General features: G+C 69.3%; 12 protein-coding genes and 1 pseudogene. 9 read left to right on the forward strand and 4 right to left on the reverse strand.

What is annotated here, in order from left to right:
- Window positions 1–243: 243 nt before the first annotated feature.
- On the forward strand, window positions 244–2,958 hold the full coding sequence (gene acnA, locus F9278_RS37420) for an aconitate hydratase AcnA (protein ID WP_152172253.1): 2,715 nt from the start codon (window positions 244–246) through the stop codon (window positions 2,956–2,958).
- 91 nt (window positions 2,959–3,049) lie between these two features.
- Here acnA and F9278_RS37425 read toward each other — a convergent pair whose 3' ends face one another.
- From F9278_RS37425 to F9278_RS37445, 3 genes and pseudogenes are all read right to left on the reverse strand, one after another.
- Window positions 3,050–4,111, reverse strand: a complete 1,062-nt coding sequence (locus F9278_RS37425; protein WP_152172254.1) for a response regulator transcription factor — start codon at window positions 4,109–4,111, stop codon at window positions 3,050–3,052.
- A 56-nt stretch (window positions 4,112–4,167) separates the two neighbouring features.
- Complete coding sequence (locus tag F9278_RS37430; protein WP_152172255.1) at window positions 4,168–7,836, reverse strand: S8 family serine peptidase; 3,669 nt, start codon at window positions 7,834–7,836, stop codon at window positions 4,168–4,170.
- 677 nt (window positions 7,837–8,513) lie between these two features.
- Window positions 8,514–8,768: pseudogene (locus F9278_RS37445) on the reverse strand (VOC family protein); the annotation flags it as partial.
- Between the two features lie 211 nt (window positions 8,769–8,979).
- Here F9278_RS37445 and F9278_RS37450 point away from each other — a divergent pair.
- The 3 genes from F9278_RS37450 to F9278_RS37460 all read left to right on the forward strand — a co-directional run bounded on the left by F9278_RS37450 (window position 8,980) and on the right by F9278_RS37460 (window position 12,501).
- Window positions 8,980–9,486 carry a hypothetical protein gene (locus F9278_RS37450; protein WP_193241813.1) on the forward strand — a complete coding sequence of 169 codons (507 nt, stop codon included), beginning with the start codon at window positions 8,980–8,982 and terminating at the stop codon, window positions 9,484–9,486.
- Window positions 9,483–11,129, forward strand: coding sequence for a PQQ-binding-like beta-propeller repeat protein (locus F9278_RS37455; protein ID WP_152172256.1), 1,647 nt, complete (start codon window positions 9,483–9,485; stop codon window positions 11,127–11,129). Before F9278_RS37450 ends, F9278_RS37455 begins: the two co-directional genes overlap by 4 nt.
- Before the next feature lie 298 nt (window positions 11,130–11,427).
- Window positions 11,428–12,501 carry a lytic polysaccharide monooxygenase auxiliary activity family 9 protein gene (locus tag F9278_RS37460; RefSeq protein ID WP_193241814.1) on the forward strand — a complete coding sequence of 358 codons (1,074 nt, stop codon included), beginning with the start codon at window positions 11,428–11,430 and terminating at the stop codon, window positions 12,499–12,501.
- Window positions 12,502–12,798: 297 nt separating this feature from the next.
- Here F9278_RS37460 and F9278_RS37465 read toward each other — a convergent pair whose 3' ends face one another.
- On the reverse strand, window positions 12,799–16,596 hold the full coding sequence (locus F9278_RS37465) for a GH92 family glycosyl hydrolase (protein ID WP_152174360.1): 3,798 nt from the start codon (window positions 16,594–16,596) through the stop codon (window positions 12,799–12,801).
- Window positions 16,597–17,076: 480 nt separating this feature from the next.
- Between F9278_RS37465 and ngcE the strand changes: the two genes are divergently transcribed.
- The 5 genes from ngcE to F9278_RS37490 all read left to right on the forward strand — a co-directional run bounded on the left by ngcE (window position 17,077) and on the right by F9278_RS37490 (window position 23,204).
- Window positions 17,077–18,552, forward strand: a complete 1,476-nt coding sequence (gene ngcE, locus F9278_RS37470) for an N-acetylglucosamine/diacetylchitobiose ABC transporter substrate-binding protein (RefSeq protein ID WP_152172258.1) — start codon at window positions 17,077–17,079, stop codon at window positions 18,550–18,552.
- Between the two features lie 137 nt (window positions 18,553–18,689).
- A complete protein-coding gene (locus tag F9278_RS37475) occupies window positions 18,690–19,619 on the forward strand; it encodes a carbohydrate ABC transporter permease (RefSeq protein ID WP_152172259.1) in 930 nt (309 codons plus the stop codon).
- A gap of 19 nt (window positions 19,620–19,638) precedes the next feature.
- A complete protein-coding gene (locus F9278_RS37480; RefSeq protein WP_152172260.1) occupies window positions 19,639–20,574 on the forward strand; it encodes a carbohydrate ABC transporter permease in 936 nt (311 codons plus the stop codon).
- A 202-nt stretch (window positions 20,575–20,776) separates the two neighbouring features.
- Entirely contained in the window at window positions 20,777–21,976 is a 1,200-nt protein-coding gene (locus tag F9278_RS37485; RefSeq protein WP_152172261.1) for an ROK family transcriptional regulator, read from the forward strand.
- 124 nt (window positions 21,977–22,100) lie between these two features.
- Window positions 22,101–23,204, forward strand: a complete 1,104-nt coding sequence (locus tag F9278_RS37490) for a sugar ABC transporter substrate-binding protein (protein WP_404818976.1) — start codon at window positions 22,101–22,103, stop codon at window positions 23,202–23,204.
- The last annotated feature ends 253 nt before the right edge of the window (window positions 23,205–23,457 follow it).

A 23,457-nucleotide genomic window follows, 5' to 3' on the forward strand; every position in this document is an offset into this window, starting at 1 on the left:
AGGCCCGTTGTCAAACGACTCGATTGGATGACAGCGGACAACATCGGGCCGGGCATGACCAGCCCGCGCCCATGTACTACTGTTATCTCGACATCGAGATATCTGCCGAGGCGCACCTCGGCCGCACGTCACGGCCAATCTGGCGGTAAGGGCTACCTAACTTAGCCTTACCTTAGCGGATCGGCCGAGGGGGCGTGGCGGCAGGATGCGGTGGTACGCGCACATGGAATGAAGGAGACTGTCGTGTCGGCGAACAGCTTCGACGCCCGCAGCACGCTGCAGGTGGGCGACGAGTCGTACGAGATCTTCCGGCTGGACAAGGTGGAGGGCTCGGCTCGCCTGCCCTACAGCCTCAAGGTCCTGCTGGAGAACCTGCTCCGCACGGAGGACGGCGCGAACATCACCGCCGACCACATCCGTGCCCTCGGCGGCTGGGACTCGCAGGCCCAGCCCAGCCAGGAGATCCAGTTCACCCCGGCCCGCGTGATCATGCAGGACTTCACGGGTGTGCCCTGTGTGGTGGACCTCGCGACCATGCGTGAGGCCGTCAAGGCGCTCGGCGGCGACCCGGCGAAGGTCAACCCGCTCTCCCCGGCCGAGATGGTCATCGACCACTCCGTCATCGCCGACAAGTTCGGCACCAACGAGGCCTTCGCGCAGAACGTCGAGCTGGAGTACGGCCGCAACCGCGAGCGCTACCAGTTCCTGCGCTGGGGCCAGACCGCCTTCGACGACTTCAAGGTCGTACCCCCCGGCACCGGCATCGTCCACCAGGTGAACATCGAGCACCTCGCGCGGACCGTCATGGTCCGTAACGGCCAGGCGTACCCCGACACCCTCGTCGGCACCGACTCGCACACCACCATGGTCAACGGCCTCGGTGTGCTGGGCTGGGGCGTCGGTGGTATCGAGGCCGAGGCCGCCATGCTCGGGCAGCCCGTCTCGATGCTCATCCCGCGCGTCGTCGGCTTCAAGCTCACCGGTGAGCTGACCCCCGGCACCACCGCCACCGACCTCGTGCTCACGATCACCGAGATGCTCCGCAAGCACGGTGTCGTCGGCAAGTTCGTCGAGTTCTACGGCGAGGGCGTGGCCGCCACCTCCCTCGCCAACCGCGCCACCATCGGCAACATGTCGCCGGAGTTCGGCTCCACCGCCGCGACCTTCCCGATCGACGGCGAGACCATCAAGTACCTGAAGCTCACCGGCCGCTCCGAGCAGCAGCTCGCGCTCGTCGAGGCGTACGCCAAGGAGCAGGGTCTCTGGCTGGACCCGCAGGCCGAGCCCGACTTCTCCGAGAAGCTGGAGCTGGACCTCGCGACGGTCGTCCCGTCCATCGCCGGTCCGAAGCGCCCGCAGGACCGTATCGTCCTCGCGAACGCCGCCGAGCAGTTCGCCCAGGACGTGCGCAACTACGTCGCGGACGACTCCGAGGCGGGCAAGGAGTCCTTCCCGGCCTCCGACGCCCCGGCCGTCTCCAACGGCGTCCCGTCCAACCCGGTCACCGTGACCGCCCCCGACGGCTCCACGTACGAGATCGACCACGGCGCGGTGACGGTCGCGGCCATCACCTCCTGCACCAACACCTCGAACCCGTACGTCATGGTCGCCGCCGCGCTGGTCGCGAAGAAGGCCGTGGAGAAGGGGCTGACGCGCAAGCCCTGGGTCAAGACCACCCTCGCGCCCGGCTCCAAGGTCGTCACCGACTACTTCGACAAGGCGGGGCTCACCCCCTACCTCGACAAGGTCGGCTTCAACCTCGTCGGCTACGGCTGCACCACCTGCATCGGCAACTCCGGCCCGCTGCCGGAGGAGGTCTCCAAGGCCGTCAACGACCACGACCTGGCCGTGACCTCGGTGCTCTCCGGCAACCGGAACTTCGAGGGCCGGATCAACCCCGACGTCAAGATGAACTACCTGGCGTCCCCGCCGCTGGTCGTCGCGTACGCCCTCGCGGGCTCCATGAAGGTCGACATCACGCGTGACGCGCTCGGTGTGGACCAGGAGGGCAAGCCGGTCTTCCTGACCGACATCTGGCCCTCCGAGGCCGAGGTCAACGACGTCGTGGCGAACGCCATCGGCGAGGACATGTTCTCCAAGTCCTACTCCGACGTCTTCGCGGGCGACGCCCAGTGGCAGGCCCTGTCCATCCCCGAGGGCAACACCTTCGAATGGGACCCGCAGTCGACGTACGTCAGGAAGCCCCCGTACTTCGAGGGCATGACGATGGAGACCACCCCGGTCTCGGACATCGCCGGCGCCCGCGTCCTCGCCAAGCTGGGCGACTCGGTCACCACCGACCACATCTCCCCGGCCGGTGCGATCAAGGCCGACACCCCCGGAGGCAAGTACCTCACGGAGCACGGTGTCGAGCGTCGTGACTTCAACAGCTACGGCTCGCGCCGGGGCAACCACGAGGTCATGATCCGCGGCACGTTCGCCAACATCCGTCTGCGCAACCAGATCGCGCCGGGGACGGAGGGCGGGTACACCCGCGACTTCACCGTCGACGGCGGCCCGGTCGCCTTCATCTACGACGCCTCGCGCAACTACATCGACCAGGGCATCCCGCTGGTCATCCTGGCCGGCAAGGAGTACGGCTCCGGCTCGTCCCGTGACTGGGCGGCCAAGGGCACGGCCCTCCTCGGTGTCAAGGCCGTCATCGCCGAGTCGTACGAGCGCATCCACCGCTCGAACCTCATCGGCATGGGCGTCCTGCCGCTGCAGTACCCGGAGGGTGTCTCGGCCTCCTCCCTCGGCCTCACCGGCGAGGAGACCTTCTCCTTCACCGGCGTCGAGGAGCTGAACAACGGCACCACCCCGCGCACGGTCAAGGTCACCACCGACACGGGCGTCGAGTTCGACGCGGTCGTCCGCATCGACACCCCCGGTGAGGCCGACTACTACCGCAACGGCGGCATCATGCAGTACGTGCTGCGCAGCCTGATCCGCAAGTAAGCGGTCCGGTACGGCGATTGAGGGCCGCATCCCCGGTGGGACACGGGGGTGCGGCCCTTCGCGTCGGCCTTTCGGCGACCTGCGTGCGGTCCTACAACCAGCCGCGCTGGGCCGCCCGTGCCCCCAGCTGGAAGCGGCTCGCCGCGCCGAGCCGGTCCTGCAGCTCGCTCACCCGGCGCCGCAGGGTTCTCAGGCTCACCCCCAGATGGCGGGCCACCGCCTCGTCCTTCATCCCGGCCGCCAGCAGCCGGGTCAACGTCCGCTCCCCCTCGGAGAGTTCACCGTCCCCGACCGGCTGACCGAGGGGCGTCGCCTGCTGCCAGGCCAGGTCGAACAGCTTCTGCAGCGCCTCGGTCACCGCCGAGTGCCGTACGACCACCGCGCAGTAGCCGCCCGCCTCGGACGCGGTCAGCGGCAGCATCGCCCGACGGCCGTCGACCACCAGCAACTTGACCGGCACCGAGGGCAACACCCGTGCCTGCTCGCCGAGTTCGACCATCTTCCAGGCGTGGTAGAGGACGTCCGGGTCCTCCAGGGCGGTCGCCGCGTACACCGTGCGATAGGTGATGCCCCGGCTGAGCAGATCCGACTGGAGGTCCAACTGCGGGGTGCGCGGGGCCAGATACGGGGGAGTGTCGAAGACGCACACCTCGTGCTCGGCGCGCGCGTACAGCTCCTCCAGCCGGGCCGCGTTGGCGCCCTCGCCGGAGACCACCTCGACCAGCCGGGACGGCTCCTCCCGCAGCAGTCCGGCCTCGTGCGCGGTGGCCATCTCCTCGGCGGTGGCGGCCAGCAGCTCGGACTCGGTCTCCCGCCGCCGGATCAGCGCACGGATCGCCACCCGGGGGTCGACCGCGCGTAACCCGCCCATGGAGTCCGGCGGCTGGAGCAGTCCGAGGGCGAGCAGCCGGTTGCAGGAGTCGCGGACCAGGGCCGGGGTGGCGCCGCTCAGCAGCGCCCAGCCGGCCGCGCCCGCGTCGGGCTGGTGGAGGATCGACCGGTACACCAACTCGTCGAAGGCGGAGACCCCCACCGCGGACCAAGGGCTCGCGGCAGGGGCCGGTCTTGCGGTGTCGTGCGCTGCGTCGTGCACTGATTCGTGCGCCGTGTCGTGCACTGATTCGTGCGCCGTGTCGTGTGCCGTGTTCACCATGTCCGGGCACGGTAGACGAACTCTGTTAACGCCGACGCACGGGTGGCGGGTGGCGCCTACTTCAGGCCGAACGCCCGCAGCACGGTCTGGTCGATCCCGTTGCCGTCGCGGTCGGTGGCCCGCACCCGCAGCGACACCGACTCGGCGTCCGTCGCCGGCGTGAACCGTGCCTTGCCGCTCTTCACCGTCACCTCCTCCCAGGACGTGCCGTCGTCATAGGAGACCCAGGCCCGCAGACTGCTCGCCTTCACGGCGCCCAGCTGATCGGCGAGGGGCAGATCGACCTTCACCGCCTGTCCGCTCTTGGCCCGGTTGAGGAGGTCGAGACCCTTCGGGGCGATACCGACCGTGAGCAGCGGCAGCGCCGTCTCGGTGGCGGTGCGCGCCGAGGCGAAGGTCCACTCGGTGTGCGTGCTGGTGGAGTACTTGGCCCAGGCCGCCCGGCGCGCCACATCCAGCTCGAAGCGGTACGAGGCCTTGTCCGCCGCCACGTCGAAGGTGCCGTACCCGCCGAGCGTCGAGTCGCCGACCAGCTTCCCGTCCGCGTAGAGCTTGCCCTTGGCGGTGTTGTCGGTGCCGTCGACGTAGCCGTAGTGGCCCGGTGTGGAGTCGGTCAACTCGGCCACGGAGAAGGTGAGTCTGTCACCGGAGCGGGTGGACAGACCGTACTCCTCGCTGGTTCCCGGGCGGACGACCTGGCGCAGCCAGTTCTCGGTGGGTTCCGTGGCCGGCTCGGTGAAGGTCCGCAGCGGGCTCCACTGGCCCCTGAGCGTCTTCCAGTTCGGGTAGACGACATGCCAGGTACGGGTGTCGGGGTCGACGTAGTAGTACTCTTCGCGATCCGTGCCCAGCTCCATGTAGTCGCTGCTCTCGATGCCGAACAGCTGCCAGGGACGGAAGGTGTACAGGGCGTCCGCGCCGATCTCGCCGGCCGTCGCCCCGTGGTAACGGGCCTTCCGCCGCACCGTGTTGGAGGCGTCCAGCGTGTACGTCTGGTCGGCGGAGATGGCGCCGCTGTCCGCGGCGAGCAGGTTGTAGGCGTACGGGCTGACCGGGGTGCCGCTCAGTTTCAGCGTGACCTTCTCGCCGGTCTTCAGCAGCGCGGTGAGCCCGGTGCCCTCCTCACCGGTGGCGATCATCAGCGGGACGGTGGTGGCGCGGTCCACGGCCTCGATCCAGAAGCCGGGCGTCTTGCGGTAGGCGATGAGGTAACCCGCCCCGGCCTTGGTGGCGTTGTCCAGGGCGTTCTGCGCCCGCTCCGTGGCGCCGAGCGCGACCACCGCCACCTTGCCCTTGACGTCGAGCCCCGCGAAGTCGGCCTCGGTACCGCCGCCCGCGTCCACCGCGCGGACCTTGTGGTCACCGCTGATCCTCAGCGGGAAGTCCTCATAGGTCTGCGAGTAGTACAGCGAGGACAGCTCGGTCTTCTCCGGGCTGGTGACGCTCGCCGTCAACTCCTTGGCGTACAGCCGGAACTTGGCGGAGAACTCCAGACTGCCCTCGGTGACCTGCTCGGTCGGTGTCACATAGACATGGTCGGTCCACCAACCCTGACTGTACGTCAGCCCCCAGCCACCGCCCGGCCCTTCGCGGTGCACATTGGTGCTGAAGCCCTGGAACTCGGAGTCCTGCTTCGTCCTCGGCTTGATCTCCACCGCCTCGCGGGCGTCCAGGACGACCTTGGTGTCCCCGTTCACCTTGATCTCGGGGGCGACGACCACCGAGGTGCCGACGGGGAGGCCGCCCGCGTCGCGGTCCGGGATCCAGGTCGACATGGAGTACTTGCCGGCCGGGACCTCCCACGTCCAGCCGGTGCCGAGGAAGCCGTACTCGTCGGGGATGGCGTTGCTCAGTTCCATGAGGGTGTAGATCGACCCGCCGGTGGGCGCCTTGCCGTCCCGGCCCAGGAGGGAGACGGCGAGGTCGTACGTCTTCGGTGCCTTCTCGAAGCCGACGCCCGTGGTGACCCGTACACCGTCGTCGGCGGTCGCCGTGATGTGGCCCGCGTACCGGCCCTCGGCCTTGTCCGCCGGGTCCACGCCGACCGGGAGCGTCGCGGTGCCGCGCGCGGGCACGGTCAGTGTGCCGTCGACCTGGGTGATGTCGGCGAGCGACGACGAGATCTTCAACCCCACCGCTTTGTCGGTGGTGTTGGTGTAGGTGATGTCCTTGGTGGCGATCTCCGTGTCGCCGTCCTCGAACTTGCCGAAGCTCAGCGTCGGGGTCGCGAACACGTTCTGACCGACGGCCCGTACGACGTCGACCCGACCGTCGCCCTGCTCGAACACGGAGTTGTCGGCGTTCGTCCTCGCCGTGCTGGCCAGGGCCTCCTTGATCCGCTCGCCCGTCCAGTCCGGATGCGCCTGCGCGACCAGCGCCGCCGCGCCCGCGACATGCGGGGTCGCCATCGACGTGCCGTTCGCCGTCGTGTAGTGGTCGTCGACCGGCGTCCCCATGGCGGTGCCGGCGGCACGGGCCGCGGTGATGGCCACGCCCGGCGCGGTGATCTCCGGCTTGACCGCGAAGTCACCGGGGCGCGGGCCGCGTCCGGAGAACGGGGCCAGCCGGTCCGACTCGTCGACCGCGCCCACGGTGAGCGCCGAGTCGGCGATGCCCGGGGTGCCCACGGTCTGCTCGCCGGGGCCCGAGTTGCCCGAGGCGATCACGAAGAGGGCGCCGGTGGACGCGGACAGCTCGTCGACGGTCTCGCTGAGCACGTCCGAGGGGCCGGTCGCGGTGCCGCCCAGCGACATGGAGACGATCCTCGCGCCGGAGTTCGCGGCCCACTCCATGCCCGCGATGATCCAGGAGGACTGGCCCCGGCCGTCGTTGCCCAGCACCTTGCCGACCAGCAGCTCCGCGCCCGGCGCCACGCCCTTGCGCAGGCCGTCCGAGGCCGCGCCCGAACCGGCGATCGTGGACGCCACATGGGTGCCGTGGCCGTGACCGTCCTGCACCGACTGCTCCGGCACGAACGTCCGGGACTCGGCGACCCTGTCCACGAGATCCGGGTGCCCGGTGTCCACGCCCGTGTCCAGGACCGCGACCTTCACGCCCTTGCCGTCGTGGCCCGACCGCCACACCTCGGGTGTGCCGATCTGCGGGACGCTCGTCTCCAGGGACACCTTCACCTGGGCGTCCAGCCAGAGCCTGTCGATGCCCTCACCGAGCTGCCGCGCGGCCTTCGTGGTGGGCTCGGTGCCGAGGGCGGGGGCGATGTCCGCCCAGAACGCGGTCGACTTCTCCGCGCTCAGCGCCGCGCCGTCGATCCCGGGCAACGCCAGTGTGCGCCGGGCGCCTTCGGGGGTCGTACGGCCCTTCGCGTATGTCGCGATCAGCGGGGTGGCGCCGGTCCTGTCGTCGCCGTATCCCTGCTGCACCAGCCGGGTGACATTGAAGAGCGCCGGGTCGAGGCGGCCCGCCCGTACCAGCGGGACGGCGTCCGCCGGCAGAACGCTGACCTCGCCGTCCCGTTCGCTCGACAGGAACGTGGCGGACTCCCGGCCCGCGCCGCGCCGGACGTCGACGGCGTGCTTGCCGTCCGGTCCGGCGGTGAGCGAGACGGTGTCGCCGGTGATGAGGGTGACGGTCCGGGTGGTGGGGGCGGTCGAGTTGACGGGTTCTGGGCCGGCGGCGGTGGTGGGGTCGGCCGTCGCGGGCGTGATCGCCGCCGCGAGCAGACCGGCCGCTCCCGCCACGGCACCGAGGGTGTGGAGTCTTCGCATGGGTGGTGCGTCCTCCCCTGAAACGCTGACGAACGCTTCCGGCCTGATGGGCGGAAGCCAGTGATCAGGGTGGGTGGCGCGCCGAGAGAGGCTCAAGGGGTTCCTGTGGCCGGTCCGTGCCAACGCCCTCTTCGGTCAAGCCAGTTGGCGGTTTCGGTACGTCTCGGTGCGGGGTGCCGTCCGTGCCCGCCGACCGGGTCGCACGGCTCCGGGTCAGCCGGAACACAGGCTTCCCCCAGGCAACAGGGACAGGATCAGGACATGGCTGGCACCTCCGCGACCCGAAACGGCCGAGTCCGGGTCCTCATCGTCGACGACGAACCCGGGCTCACCGATCCGTCACCCTGGTCGCGGTGTGCGCCGCGATGACGCTGGCCACGGTCTTCGCGCAGCGCGCCTCACTGCTCGGCGCCCTCGACGAACGGGTCACCGACGCCGCCGAGCGCAGCCTCGGCGGGGCGAGCGTCGGCCCGCGCAACCACACCGACCTGGCGTTCCTCCGCGAGCAGGGCCAGGCCGTCGGCACCCTCGTCGCACGGCTCGACGGCTCAGGGAACATCACCTCCGCCGAGGTCGTCGGCGCGGACGGCGATCCGACGGCCCTCAGCACCGCGCAGCGGACCGCCCTCGACGGCCTCGCGGCCGACGGCTCCACGCACACCCGGACCGTGCCCGGCCTCCGCCTGATGGGCCGCCGAGGTGGTGGCGAGATCGAGATGCACCCGGTTCTTCACCGGCGGCTTGCGCTCCGCGACGGGAACCACGTCGACGCCGATGACGACCGGGTCGGGCCAGACGAGTTCCTCGCCGGGACCGACGTACGTCGTCACACCGGGGCTGTGGGCCGTCCACCCGAGCGCCTCCGCCCGGAACCGGCCGACCGCCGAGGCGTCGAGGGCCTTGATGATCACATGAACGGGTCGCAGCGCCATGCGGCGATCCTATGGGCGCGACCACGTGTGGCCACCCGTGGCCATCTTGCGGCCACCCGTGGCCACTTGCGGTCGTCTGCGGTGATGCGCGGCGGTCGAAGCCCCCGTGCCCCCGTGCCCCGGTCTCACGAACCCGTCGGACAACCTCCTGGCGGAACCCTCTGGCGGAACCCCCTGGCGGCGGGGCCACCGAAGGGCGAAGACTCGTCCCATGGATGTCCCTCCGGATGAACCGATGCCCCGCCTCGTACGCCCCCTGCCCTTCGTCGACGAGCACACGATCCTCGTCGCGGCGGACGCCGAGGACGTCTGGTGGGCCCTGGCCGAGACGCTCGACTGGGCCTTCTCCCGCCCCTCCGCGGTCCGTTGCGCGAAGCTCGTGGGCTGCGCGGACCACACGGCGGCCGGACCGCGCCCGCCCGTCGAGGGCGCGACGACGTTCCCGGGCTTCCGTACGGCGACAGCGATCCCGCCCCGTGAACTGACCCTCCTGGGCCGCCACCGCTTCTCCTCGTACACCCTGACCTTCCGCCTGGACGAGGCGGAGCCGGGCGGGGTCCGCCTCCGCGCCGAGACCCGCGCCACCTTCCCGGGCCCGGCCGGCGGCCTCTACCGCCTCCTCGTCCTCGGCACCGGCACCCACGCCAGACTCACCCGCCGCCTCCTGACCACCGTCCGACTGCGCGCCGAACGCCCTTGGCGACCATCACCGGCATGACGGCCCGTTTCCACCTCCGCCTCGATCGCGTTCTCGGCGACCGCCCGTTCGCCGAGATCGGTGATCCCGCCCTCGCCTTGGAGGACAGGGGCCGGCGCCTGCTGGCGGTGGCGGGCACATGCGGAGCGCTCGCGGGCATGAACGAGTTCGGCCGTATCGCACCGGTCGCTGTCTACGGCACCGACGACCTGACCTGCCGCGCCCTCCTCCACGCCCGCCACCCCGTCCACGCGCTGGCCTTCCACCCCGGGCTCCCCCTCCTCGCGGTCGGCACGGGGAGTTACGACGGCGGCTACTTCTTCGAGGGCGAACTGCTCCTGCTGGACCTGGAGTCGGGCACGGCCACCTCGCTCATCGCGCATGAACTCGGCCGCCAGGTCCTGGGCCTGGAGTGGCTCGACGCACAGCGGCTGCGCGTGCTGATGGCACCGCACGACGACTGGGAGGACGAGAAGGCGTGGGCCGAGAGGCATGTCGCCGTGGTGCGCCGCCCGAACTGGAGGGCCGTACCGCCGCGATCCGTCCCCAGCGAGGACCTGGTCGGCCCACGGGTGGCGGCCCCACGCCCCGACGGCCGCGAGCACGCCCACCGAACGCTCTCGGATCTGACCACGGATCTGAACGCCGGGTTCACCACAGACCTGACCACGGATCTGACCACGGATCTGAACGCCGGGCTCACCACAGACCTGACCACGGGCTGGGATGCGCGCCGCAACGTCCGCGCGGTGGAGGAACTGTCCGACGGCAGGATCCTGGCGACGCTCGACGGGCTCCGGCTGGAGTGCTGGTCGCCCGGGGGCGGCAGACAGTGGGCGGTCCCCGACGACGCCCCCGACGACGCCCCCGGCGGCGGCCGTGACCTCGTCGTCGCCGACGGCGAGCGCTCGGCCTGGGTCGGGCTCGTGCGGCCGGAGTGGGAGAAACGCCCGCAGTCCGTGCTCCGGCTCGCCCTCGACGACGGGGCACTGCGCGACCGGCTCACCCCGTCCGCCCCGGTGTCCCTGGTGCGTCTCGCCGACGGCCGGCCGGCCCTCGCGCCCGCCGGGTCCAACGGAGAGCGCGGCAGACTACGCATCCGGCGCGGCAGCCGGAGCTACTTCCGCGAGACCGTGCGGGCGCGGGACGAGCCATGGCCCGAGCCGGCGGAGCACTGGCTCTCCGCCGCCGCCCCGGTCACGACACCGGCCGCCGGCCGCCCGAGCGAGCCGGCCGCCGGGACGACCAGCCGGCTGTTCCCGTACTCCTGGGTACCCGGCGAGACGCACTTCGCCGGTCCCGGGATCGAGACCGCCGAGGGCGACCTGGTGCACGCCGGCACCGTCCACCACGGTCACGGGCTGCGGCCCGGCGGCTCGTTCGTCGTACGCCGCTCGGCGACGACGGGGGAGCCGGACTGGGTCTTCCGGACGGACCGGAAGGCCACCGCGCTCGATGCCGACGCCGACGCCGAGACCGTGTACGTCACGTACGACGACGGCGAGATCGTCGCGCTCGATCTCCACGACGGCACCGTGCGCGACCGCCGTCCGCTGACGGTGGCCGCGGTGCCCGTCCTCCCGACCGCGCTGACCGTGGCGGGCCCCGGCCGTCTGCTGATCGGGACCAGCGACGGACGGATCCTGGTCTGCTCGGCCGACTGACCACGGCGCCCTCCCGAGGCCCGCACCCACCCAGGCCCGCCCCTCCCCCTCCCCCCCCGCCCCCCCCGCACGCGTCAGTCCGCGTCACCCGTTTACAAGCGCCGCGCTCCGCGCTAGCTTCCGAAGCAGGTGGGGTGGGAGCGCTCCCATTCGGGGTGGCGGACCGGAACCCGTCGCCGTCGGATCCGCTCCCGCCCCACACCAGCCCTCCGCACACCGGCATGTCCGGATCGGCAGCTCCACAGCGGCACCCGCACGTTCCCCCACCTCCAAGCCGTACACGCAAGGAGTATTTGTCATGCACATGACAGATCCACGATTAAGTTTGCTCCGGCGCCACAGAGCACTCCTGCTCGTTCTGCTCGCCCTAGTGACCACGATCCCGGCGCTCGGCCTGGTCGTCACGGCGGGCAGCGGGAAGGCGGAGGCGCACGGCACTCCGATGAAGCCCGGCAGCCGCACCTTCCTGTGCTGGCAGGACGCCCTCACCGACACCGGCGAGATCAAGGCGATCAACCCGGCCTGCAAGACGGCTCAACAGGTCAGCGGCACCACGCCGTTCTACAACTGGTTCTCGGTGCTCCGCTCGGACGGCGCCGGCCGCACCCGAGGCTTCGTCCCGGACGGCCAGCTGTGCAGCGGTGGCAACACCAACTTCACCGGGTTCAACACCCCCAGCGCGGACTGGCCGTTGACCCATCTCACCTCCGGCGCGACCGTCGACTTCTCGTACAACGCGTGGGCGGCGCACCCGGGTTGGTTCTACGTCTACATCACCAAGGACGGCTTCGACCCGACGAAGACGCTCACCTGGAACGACATGGAGGCGCAGCCGTTCCTGAGCGTCGACCACCCGCCGCTGAACGGCAGTCCGGGCACGGTCGAGGCCAACTACTCCTGGCGGGGCCAGCTGCCCGCCAACAAGTCGGGCCGCCACCTCATCTACATGGTGTGGCAGCGCTCCGACAGCGCCGAGACCTTCTACTCCTGCTCCGACGTCGTCTTCGACGGCGGCAACGGCGAGGTCACCGGTATCAAGGAGCCCGGCAACCCCAGCGAGCCGGTACCGGGCCAGTGCGCCGCGACCCGCCGTACGACGGGCAGTTGGACCGGTGGCTATCAGTCCGAGGTCGTCGTCACCAACACCGGCGACGTGCCGATGCTCGGCTGGATGGTCAACTGGACGCTTCCCGCGGGACAACGGGTCGACAGTCTCTGGAGCGGCACCGCGACATACACCGGGCAGAACGTGATGGTGCACAACGCGAACTGGAACGGCTCGCTGGATCCCGGCGAAACGGCGACGTTCGGCTATGTGGTGCAGGGGTCGGGAGGTGATCCCGCGACCACGCTGCCCTGCCGGGTGGGCTGAGGCCCGGCACCCGACCACGTCACCCGCCCTGTGCGGGGGCGGGCGGCGCGCTCGGGGCGGACCGGGTGGGCGGGCGGTGCGTGCCCACCCGGTCCGCGAGCCGCGACCCGGTACGGGGGAGACCGGGCGCGGTGGGAGTGCGGCTGTGGGACCCCTCGAAGAACTGGACAACGTTGTCGAGTGGTCTGGACAAGACTCTATCGTTTCAACGGGCAACCAAGTCAAGCCGGTTGGGGTGGGACGGGTCGGACGGGGTCGGGTGCGGTCGGACGGGTCGCCGCACCCGAGCCCGTGCGGTCAGGACAGCAGTTCCACCTCCGCGAGCGTCGCCGTGCCGTCGAGGACGAGCCGGTAGTGGTCGTACGCCTTCGGGGCCGGGACCGAGAAGGCCCGGGTCTGGCGGTCCCAGGTGAAGGACTCGCCGGAGCGTTCGTCGAGGGTCTTCCAGGTCGTGCCGTCCCTGGAGCCCTGGAGGGTCCACCCGCTCGGTGCCTCGGCGCGGTCGGCCGAGGTCAGCGTGTACTGAACCGCCTTGGTCCGGGCCGGGGTCGGGAGCGGAACCGTCTCCACCGACGCCTTCGTCGACGACGTGTCGTCGAAGAGCGCGCCGTCGCCCTCGACGGCGTCCGAGCGAGGGCTCGGCACCCGCTTGCCCTTGGTGATCGACACCGGCGCCGCCTGCTCACCGGTGCCCCAGCGGGACGGCTTCGGGCCCATGTCGAACTTCAGCACGCCACCACGGGAGATGAGGGAGTGCGGCAGTGAAGTCGACGTCCAGGCCTTGCCGTTGACCCGCAGACCCTGCACGTACACGTTCTTCGCGCTGTTCCTCGGCGCCTCGACCACCAGGTCCCTGCCGTTCTCCAGATGCACGGTGGCCTTGGTGAACAGCGGCGAGCCGACGGCGTATTCACCGCTGCCCATCACCAGCGGATAGAAGCCGAGCGCGGAGAAGAGATACCAGGCCGACTGCTCGCCGTTGTCCTCGTCGCCGTGGTAGCCCTGCCCGATGTCGCTGCCGGTGTAGAGGCGGGAGAGCGCCTCGCGGACCTTCTCCTGCGCCTTCCAGGGCTGTCCGGCGGCGTCGTACATGTAGATCGCGTGGTGGGCGACCTGGTTGGAGTGGCCGTACATGCCCATACGGACGTCACGGGCCTCCGTCATCTCATGGATGACCCCGCCGTAGGACCCGACGAACTCGGGGGAGGCCGTCTCCGGCGTGGAGAAGTACGTGTCCAGCTTCTGCGCCAGCCCGCCGCGCCCGCCGTACAGGTTGGCCAGGCCCTTGCTGTCCTGCGGCGCGGTGAAGGCGTACCCCCAGCCGTTGGTCTCCGTGTAGTCGTGGCCCCAGATACGCGGGTCGTACTTCGCGGAGTCCACCCGCCAGGCCCCGTTGCCGTCCCGGCCCTGGAAGAAGCCGGCCTTGTCGTCGAACAACTGCACATAGTCCTGGGCCCGGTCGAGGAAGTAGGCGGACTCCTCCTGGTATCTCCGCTCGCCCGTCTCCCGGTACAGCGCCTGGCCCATCCGGGCGATGCCGTAGTCGTTCAGACAGCCCTCCAGGGCCCAGGACAGGCCCTCGTGGGTGTCGGTGCCGGTGTAGCCGAGGAAGGGCGAGGTGGCCATGCCCTTGCGGCCGACGCCCGCCGACGGCGGGACGACCGTGGCGTTCTTCAGGGCCGCCTCGTACGCCGACTTCGCGTCGAAGTCGACTCCCTTGACGTATGCGTCCGCGAACGCCACGTCCGAGGAGGTGCCGGTCATCAGGTCCGCGTAGCCGGGGGAGGACCACCGGGAGGTCCAGCCGCCGTCCTTGTACTGCTGCACGAACCCGTCGACCATTTCCCCCGCCTGACCGGGCGTCAGCAGCGAGTACGCGGGCCAGGTCGTCCGATAGGTGTCCCAGAAGCCGTTGTTGACGTACACCTTGCCGTCGACGATCTTCGCGCCCGTGTGGGTCGGGGTGTCCGGGCCGGTCATGGGGGAGAAGGGAGAAGCGTACTTGTACGTCGAACCGACCTTCTCGAAACCGGAGTTGGGGTACAGATACAGCCGGTAGAGGCTGGAGTACAGCGTGGTCAGCTGGTCGGGGGTCGCGCCCTCGACCTCCACCTTGCCGAGTACGCGGTCCCACTGCGCCCGCGCCCGGTCCTTCACCGTCTCGAAGGAGGTGCCCTCCGGGATCTCCTGGCGCAGGTTGTCCTTCGCCTGGTCGAGGCTGATGAGGGAGGTGGCGAGGCGGAGCGTCACCGCGCGGTCGTCGCCCGCGTCGAAGCGGAGGTGGCCCTTCACCCCGGCCGAGGCACCGTCCGTGACCGGGGCGTCGACGACCCCGTACACGAAGAGCCGGGTCGCGCCCGTCGACAGCCCCGACTTCACATCCGAGAATCCCGTGACGACCCCGGCCTCCTTGTCCAGGGTCAGCCCCGCCTGGTCCGTGACGTTGTCGAAGATCACGTTCGCGTCGTCGCCGGGATAGGTGAAGCGCAGCGCCGCCGCGTGGTCCGTGGGCGCCATCTCGGCCTTGACGCCGTTCTCGAAGCGCACCCCGTAGTAGTACGGCCGGGCCGTCTCGTTCTCGTGCCGGAACGCCAACGCCCGTGCCGTACGGCTCAGTTCGGGGGTCCCGGAGGCCGCCGAGGGCATCACCTGGAAGGTCTGCCGGTCGCCCATCCAGGGGCTCGGCTCATGACTCGCGCTGAACGCCTGGACGGTCGGCAGGTTGTCCGCGTTGTTGGCGCGGGCGTAGTCGTACAGCCAGCTCAGTGAGCCCGCGTTGGTCACCGGCGTCCAGAAGTTGAAGCCATGGGGCACCGCGGTCGCCGGGAAATTGTTGCCGCGGGAGAAACCGCCGCTGGAATTCGTTCCCCTGGTGGTCACCGCGTAGTCGGACAGATGCTTCTTCGGCGGCTCCGGCGCGCGGACGCGCAGCGTCACGTCGTCGAGCCAGCCGCGGAACCTCGCCGGGCCCTTCGGGGAGTCGTAGGCCACCAGGATCCGGTCCACGGTCCGTCCGGCCGCGACCGACCCGATCCGCGCGACCACGTCGTTCCACTGGTTGACGTACAGCACCTTCGCCGCGCCCTGGCCGCGCGGCGACAGCGGGAATCCGTGCTGGTCCGCGGCCCCCAGCTCGCTCAGCGAGGTGCCGTCGGTGAAGACCAGGTCGACCGCGACGTTCGTGGCGTCGTAGTCCAGATCACCGTCCGCCATCGACGGGAAGATCCGGTACGCCAGCTCGGTGTCCCGCTCGACGGCCACGTTCACGTCGAAGACCTTGTTGTACGAGTGGGCCCGGCCGTCCGCCGTGTGCCGGCCCGCGTATCTCAGGGCCCGCTTGCCGGTGAAGCCCGCGCCGGCCTTCGCGGTCGCCGAGCCGCTCGGGCCCCGGTCGACCAGCGACAGCATCTCCTTCGGCGCGGGTGCCTGCCCGCCGCCCGTGGAGAACTGCACATCGGCGAGCTGGGTGATCATCGAGGCGCCGTTGTTCTTCGTGATGTCCAGCCGGTAGTGCCGGTACTCGGCCGCCGCGTCACCCGGAATGTCGTACGACCTGGTCTGGAACCGCTCCCCGAAGCTCTCCCCGGAGCGGGTGTCGAGGGTCTTCCACTCCTTGCCGTCGGTGGAGCCCTTCAGGGTCCAGTCCTTGGGGTCGCGGGTCTCGAAGTCGTTCGCCGAGGTCAGCGCGTAGGTGACCACCTTGGTCGGGCGGTCGAGGTCGAACTCGGCCCAGCCGGTGGGCTGGAAGGTGAGCCACTTGGTGCCGGACTCGCCGTCGACCAGGTTCTCCTTCACCTCCCCGCTGCCCGCGTTCTCGCCGCTGGCCCGGACATCGGTGACATGGTCGGTGATGTTGCCGGGGATGCCGGTGGTGTAGCCGCCGTCCACGCCGGAGGCGCGGGGGGAGCCGTCGGGCGCGGTGTCGACCGTGCTCAGCCAGTCCGGAGCCGGGTCGTCCGGTTCGAAGGAGGAGGCGAACTCCCGCTCCCCGGCCGCCGGTCGGTCCGGTAACGCGACGGCCGCGCCCTGCGAGGCCACCACCAGAGCGAAAGCGGCGGCGCCGAGCGCCGCCGTGGAACCCCGTCCGTGCCGCATCAGCAGCACCCTCCCTACGTCCAGCAGACAGTTTTCGATCAAGAAATGATCGAAAGAGGACAACGTTGTCGACCGTGTAACGCAGGGACCAGTAGTGGTTGAAGTGACGTCTGATGTCAAGGGTGTTGAGTGCGCCATCCGGGGTGAATGGCGGGGATTTTCCGGTCAGGTGGCGCAAGGGCGCTCATATTTCCGAGAGGTCTCAACTCGGAAAAGACCGAAGACGAACCTTGCATTCGATCTTGCCCCGTTGGCGGGAAGTGGACTATACCTGTCGGCGTCCGCATAGTGGTCGCACAGGTCGCACAACCGTGGACAGGCGCTACCTGGGGGGAATTACCGGTGGTCGCGGACGTGTCCGCGCGCCGACCGCCGTGTTGCCCCTGTTGAATCCTCACGCACGACCCCAGCTTGAACCGACCGCGGTGCCGGGAGGATCCGGTTCACCGCCTGAGTCCTGGAGAAGGCGAGGACTTGAGCATGGGATCCACAACCGCCGAGAACGACCACGGCCCCGAGGGTGCCGGCACCACCGACCTCGAAGGCGTGGGCCGCCGCGATCTGATCAAGCGTTCCGCCGCGCTCGGCCTGATCACCGTCCCGACGATGAGCTTCCTGTCCGCGTGTGCCAGTGGGGGCGGCGGGGACGACGACACCTCCGAGGACACCCAGGGCGAGGCCTCCGAGTCCAACCCCTTCGGCGTCAAGAAGGGCAGCAAACTCGACGTCGTCATCTTCAAGGGCGGCTACGGCGACGCCTACGCCAAGGCCTGGGAGGCCGCCTTCCAGAAGAAGTGGGGGGTCACCTCCACCCACACCGGCACCCAGGAGATCACCGGCAAGCTCCAGCCCCGGTTCAACGCGGGCAACCCGCCGGACATCGTCGACGACTCCGGCGCCCAGCAGATCCCGATCGACGTCCTCTACAAGAACGGCCAGCTCCTCGACCTCGCCGAGGTGCTGGACTCGCCGTCGATCGACGACCCGAGCAAGAAGGTCCGCGACACGCTGATCCCCGGCACGCTCGACGCGGGCATGCAGGAGAACAAGGTCGTCGCCCTCAACTACATCTACACGGTGTGGGGCCTGTGGTACTCCGGCAAGCTCTTCAAGGAGAACGGCTGGGAGGAGCCGAAGACCTGGGCCGACTTCCTCACCATCTGCAAGGAGGCCAAGGCCAAGGAGATCGGCGGCCTCGCCCACCAGGGCAAGTACCCGTACTACATCAACGTCGCCATCATGGACCTGATCGCCAAGACGGGCGGCCTGGAGGCCATGAAGGCCATCGACAACCTCGACCCGAAGGCGTTCGTCGGCTCCGACGCCGCCAAGGCCGGCGTCGAGGCGATCTACGAGGTCGTCGAGAAGGGCTATCTGATGCCCGGCACGAACGGCCTGACGCACACCGAGTCCCAGGCCCGCTGGAACCAGTACAAGGCCGTGTTCATCACCTCCGGCTCCTGGCTGGAGAACGAGCAGCTGACGCAGACGCCGGACGACTTCGAGATGACGTTCATGCCGATGCCCGTCCTCCCCGACAGCGTGATGCCGTTCGAGGCGATCCGGGCCGGCTCCGGGGAGCCGTTCATCATCCCGGCCAAGGCGAAGAACCTGCCGGCGGCCAAGGAGTTCATGCGGATGATGCTCTCCAGGGAATGGTCGACGCTGTTCGCCAAGGAGGCGAACTCCCTGACGATCGTGAAGGACGGCGTCGACACCGGCGTCTCGCTGCGGCCCGGTACGCAGTCGACGGTGGAGGTCTCCAAGGCCGCCGGTGACAACACGTTCCGTTACCTGTACACCGAGTGGTACAGCGAGATGGACACGGCGATCCAGAACGCGTCGAACGAACTGATGGCGAAGCGGATCCAGCCGGCCGAGTGGCTCAAGCGGGCGCAGGCCGCGGTGGACAAGCAGGCCAAGGACCCGGATTCCAAGAAGAACCGCCGGGACTAGTGGGGCGTCGGAGCGCCGTGGGAGCTGCGCACTGTGGTGAGCTGCGGGTTCGTCGTGGCTTGTCGCGCAGTTCCCCGCGCCCCTGAGATGACGGGGCGCGCTTTTCGTCTCATGGAACCCGAGGCAGGGAAACGCCAATGCGTAAAGGGCAGAACCGGTTCGTCGCGGGATTTCTCCTCGTCCCCGTGGCGCTTTATCTGATCTTCGTGATCTGGCCGTACATCCAGACATTCGGCTATTCGCTGACGGACTGGAAGGGGCAGTCCCAGACGTTCTCGTTCATCGGACTCGACAACTACACGGCGTTGTTCGAGGACGACATCTTCCTCCAGGCGATCTGGCACAACATCCTGTTCCTGGTCTTCATCCCGGTGATCACCATCCTGCTCGCGCTGTTCTTCGCGTTCATGCTGAACGCGGGCGGTCGCGGGCGGGCCGGCGGAGTCTCCGGGGTCGCCGGATCCGGCTTCTACAAGATCGTGTACTTCTTCCCGCAGGTGCTGTCGCTGGCGATCCTCGCGGTCCTGTTCGGGGCCGTGTACCGCAGCGACAGCGGCGGCATGCTCAACGGTTTCCTGATGCGCCTGGGGCTCGTCGACGAGAACAGCCCCGTCGAGTGGCTGAACGAGCCGAACTATGTGCTCTGGGCACTCATCCTGGTCGTCGTCTGGCACGGCGTCGGCTTCTATCTGGTGCTGTTCTCCGCCGCCATGCAGGCCATCCCCAGAGACATCTACGAGGCCGCGCTGATCGACGGCGCCGGCCGCGCCCACACCTTCTTCCGCATCACCCTGCCGCTGCTGTGGGACTCCGTGCAGACCGCCTGGGTCTATCTCGGCATCGCGGCGATGGACATGTTCATCCTGGTCTCCACCATGACCGCGGGCGAGTACGGGGGCGGCCCCGACCACCACAGCGAGGTCATGGCGACCGTGATGATGCGGAACTTCCTGCTGTACGGCAGGAGCGGCTACGCCTGTGCGATGGGCGTCGTGATGCTGCTCCTCACCCTGATCGTGTCGGTGGTCATGCTGCGGGCCACCCGTCGCGAGCGCGTCGAGTTCTGAGCGGGAGAGACGACACAAGATGAGCGCACCCCTCAAGACCGCCTCGCGCGGCGAATCGGTCCCCACCGGCCCGACCGTGACCAAGCGGGGACCCGGCGGCCCCGGCGACGAGCGCGGCGAAGGCGTCGTCCTCAACGTCTTCTCGCACGGCTTCCTCGCCCTGTGGGCCCTGCTGATCGTGCTGCCGCTGCTGTGGCTGGTGCTCAGCGCCTTCAAGACCGACGCCCAGATCGGCGGCTCGGCCTTCGGCTGGCCCGAGAACTGGACCCTGGACGTCTTCTCCCGCGCCTGGGACAAGGGCATCGGCGACTACTTCGTCAACACGGTCATCGTGCTGGTCTTCTCCGTCCCGCTGACCATGCTGTTCGGTTCGATGGCCGCGTACGTGCTGGCCCGCTACCCGTTCCGGGGCAACCGGCTGCTCTACTACTTCTTCGTCGCCGGGGCGATGTTCCCCGTGTTCCTGGCCCTGGTGCCGCTGTTCTTCATGGTCAGACGGCTGGACATGCTGAACACCTACCAGGGGCTGATCCTGGTCTACGTCGCCTACTCGCTGCCGTTCACCGTGTTCTTCATGCACGCGTTCTTCCGGACGCTGCCCACCGCGGTCTTCGAGGCGGCCATCCTCGACGGGGCGTCGCACACCCGTACGTTCTTCCAGGTCATGCTGCCGATGGCCAAGCCGGGCCTGATCAGCGTCGGGATCTTCAACACGCTCGGCCAGTGGAACCAGTTCATCCTGCCCACGGTCCTGATGCAGCCGCAGAGCGGCGACGATCCCGAGCGGTACGTCCTCACCCAGGGCCTCATCCAGCTCCAGCAGCAGCAGGGTTACGCCTCCGACCTGCCCGTCCTCTTCGCCGGTGTCACCATCGCCATGATCCCCATGCTCGTGGTCTACCTCTCCTTCCAGCGCCAGGTACAGGCGGGCCTCACCTCGGCCACGCTCAAGTAGCCCGCCCCGGGACCCCAAGTAGCCGCAGAGTGACATTTAGTGGTCATTCGGCGACCCCAGTTTCCGTCAAGGACTTGACTGCGGTAACCCGTTCAGCGGAGTTTGGAGTTCACAACTTGTAAGTGACCCGGGTCCCGTGGCTGTGACCTGGGTCATGGGCGGCGTGCGGGCCGCCCGTCCTGGGACGGGAGTGGATGAGTCGATGGAGACTCCGGGATCGCAGTCGTCGCTGCACCGAGCAAATCTCGAACGCGTCGTGCGGGCGGTGCGGCTCGCCGGGTCGCTGACGCAGGCGGAGATCGCCAGGAGCACCGGCCTCTCCGCGGCCACGGTCTCCAACATCGTGCGCGAGCTGAAGGACGGGGGAACCGTCGAGGTCACGCCCACCTCGGCGGGCGGTCGCCGGGCGCGCGCGGTCTCGCTCAGCGGCGACGCCGGGATCGTGATCGGCGTGGACTTCGGCCATACGCATTTGCGCGTCGCGATCGGGAATCTCGCGCACCAGGTGCTGGCCGAGGAGTCCGAGCCGCTGGACGTGGACGCCTCCTCGGCCCAGGGCTTCGACCGGGCGGAGCAGCTGGTCACCCGGCTGGTCGAGGCGACGGGCGTCGACCCCACGAAGATCGCGGGGGTGGGCCTCGGTGTGCCCGGCCCGATCGACGTGGAATCCGGGACGCTCGGCTCCACCGCCATCCTGCCGGGCTGGACCGGCACCAAGCCCGCCGCCGAGATGCAGGGCCGTCTCGGCGTCGCCGTGCACGTGGACAACGACGCCAATCTGGGCGCCCTCGGCGAGCTGGTCTGGGGCAGCGGCCGGGGGGTGCGGGACCTGGCGTACATCAAGGTGTCCAGCGGCGTTGGTGCCGGACTGGTGATCGATGGCAAGATCTACAGGGGCCCGGGTGGCACGGCGGGAGAAATCGGGCATATTACTCTTGATGAATCCGGCCCGGTCTGCCGCTGCGGCAACCGGGGCTGCCTGGAGACCTTCGCCGCCGCGCGCTATGTGCTGCCGCTCCTCCAGTCCAGCCACGGCACCGGTTTGACCATGGAAGGGGTCGTACGGTTGGCGAGGGACGGGGACCCGGGCTGCCGTCGGGTGATCGCCGACGTCGGCCGACACATCGGAAGTGGAGTCGCCAATCTCTGCAATCTGTTGAACCCGAGCCGCGTGGTCCTCGGTGGCGATCTCGCCGAGGCCGGAGAGCTGGTTCTCGGACCCATAAGGGAGTCGGTCGGCCGGTACGCGATCCCGAGTGCCGCACGTCAACTCTCGGTGCTGCCAGGGGCGCTTGGCGGTCGCGCGGAGGTGCTCGGGGCACTGGCCCTGGCCCTCAGTGAGATGGGTGATTCGACCCTTTTGGACGGGACCCTCTCCGCAGCAACCCCTGTCTTCACTTAGAGAACGAAACACGCCGTTGCCAACCCGTTAAGGATTTACTTCTTGACGTCGCACGTGTGGCCGAGTTGACTTCCAGCCACCTCGGCCGCAGTGCTGCGGCCCGTGTCAGGGAGGCACAACCCAAATGAACGCAACGATGCGTAGAGTCGCGATCGGCGCCACCGCGATCTCGCTGGCGCTGTCCGTGGCCGCCTGTGGCAAGGCCGGCGACGACGGCGACTCGGACAGCGGCAGCACCAGCGGTTCGGACAGCAAGTCGATCGGCCTGCTCCTGCCCGACTCGGTCACCGCGCGCTACGAGAAGTTCGACAAGCCTTACTTCGAGGCCAAGGTCAAGGAACTCTGCGACGACTGCGACGTCCAGTACGCGAACGCCGCGGCCGACCCGAACAAGCAGGCTCAGCAGATGAGCACCATGGTGACCAAGGGCGTCAAGGTCATCGTCGTCTCCGCCCAGGACTCCGCCGCCATCAAGTCCTCCATCCAGGCCGCGGTGGACAAGGGCGTCAAGGTCGTCGCCTACGACCGTCTCGCCCAGGGCCCGGTCTCGGCCTACGTCTCCTTCGACAACGTCAAGGTCGGCGAGCTGCAGGGCCAGGCCCTCCTCGACGCCCTCGGCGACAAGGCGACCCCCAAGGCCAAGGTCGTCATGATCAACGGTGACGACGCCGACCCGAACGCCGGTCAGTTCAAGGAGGGCGCGCACAAGGCCCTCGACGGCAAGGTCGACATCGCCTACGAGCAGTCCGGCCTCTGGAAGGACACCGTCGCCGCCGAGAAGATGTCCGCGGCGATCACCCAGCTGGGCGCCAAGAACATCGCGGGCGTCTACGCCGCCAACGACGGCATGGCCGGTGGCATCGCCAACACCCTCAAGGGTGCGAAGATCGGCAGCATCCCGCTGACCGGTCAGGACGCCGAACTCGCCGCCATCCAGCGGATCGTCGCCGGCACGCAGTCCTCCACGGTCTACAAGGCCTACAAGCCGGAGGCCGACACGGCCGCCGAGCTGGCGGTCAACCTGCTGGAGGGCAAGGACATCAAGTCCCTGGCCGACACCGAGGTGACCAGCGGCTCCGGCGACAAGGTCCAGGCGAAGCTGCTGACCCCGGTCTCCGTCACCAAGGAGAACATCAAGGACACGGTGGTGAAGGACGGCCTGTACACGGTCGCCGACATCTGCACCGCCGAGTACGCCAAGGCGTGCAAGTCCGCCGGTCTGGAGTAGTCACTCCGGCCCGCTGAGCCTGTCCGGCGCCCGCCCCACCTTCAGACCCCGCTTCCGGGGCGGGCGCCGGACGGAACCTCGACGCTCCGCTGGAACTGCCACGACGGGCCGTCGGTCGTCGAACGCGCCGTCGTGGCTGGTCGCGCAGTTCCCCGCGCCCCTTCAGGGCTCGGGGAGCGCGGCGGCTCCCCCCATGTTCCCCTTGTAAGCCTTGTGCACGGCCCCCGAGTCGAAGGGGTCGGCACATTTCCGC

Origin of the sequence: Streptomyces phaeolivaceus, from assembly GCF_009184865.1 — a bacterium.
Lineage (GTDB): Bacteria > Actinomycetota > Actinomycetes > Streptomycetales > Streptomycetaceae > Streptomyces > Streptomyces phaeolivaceus.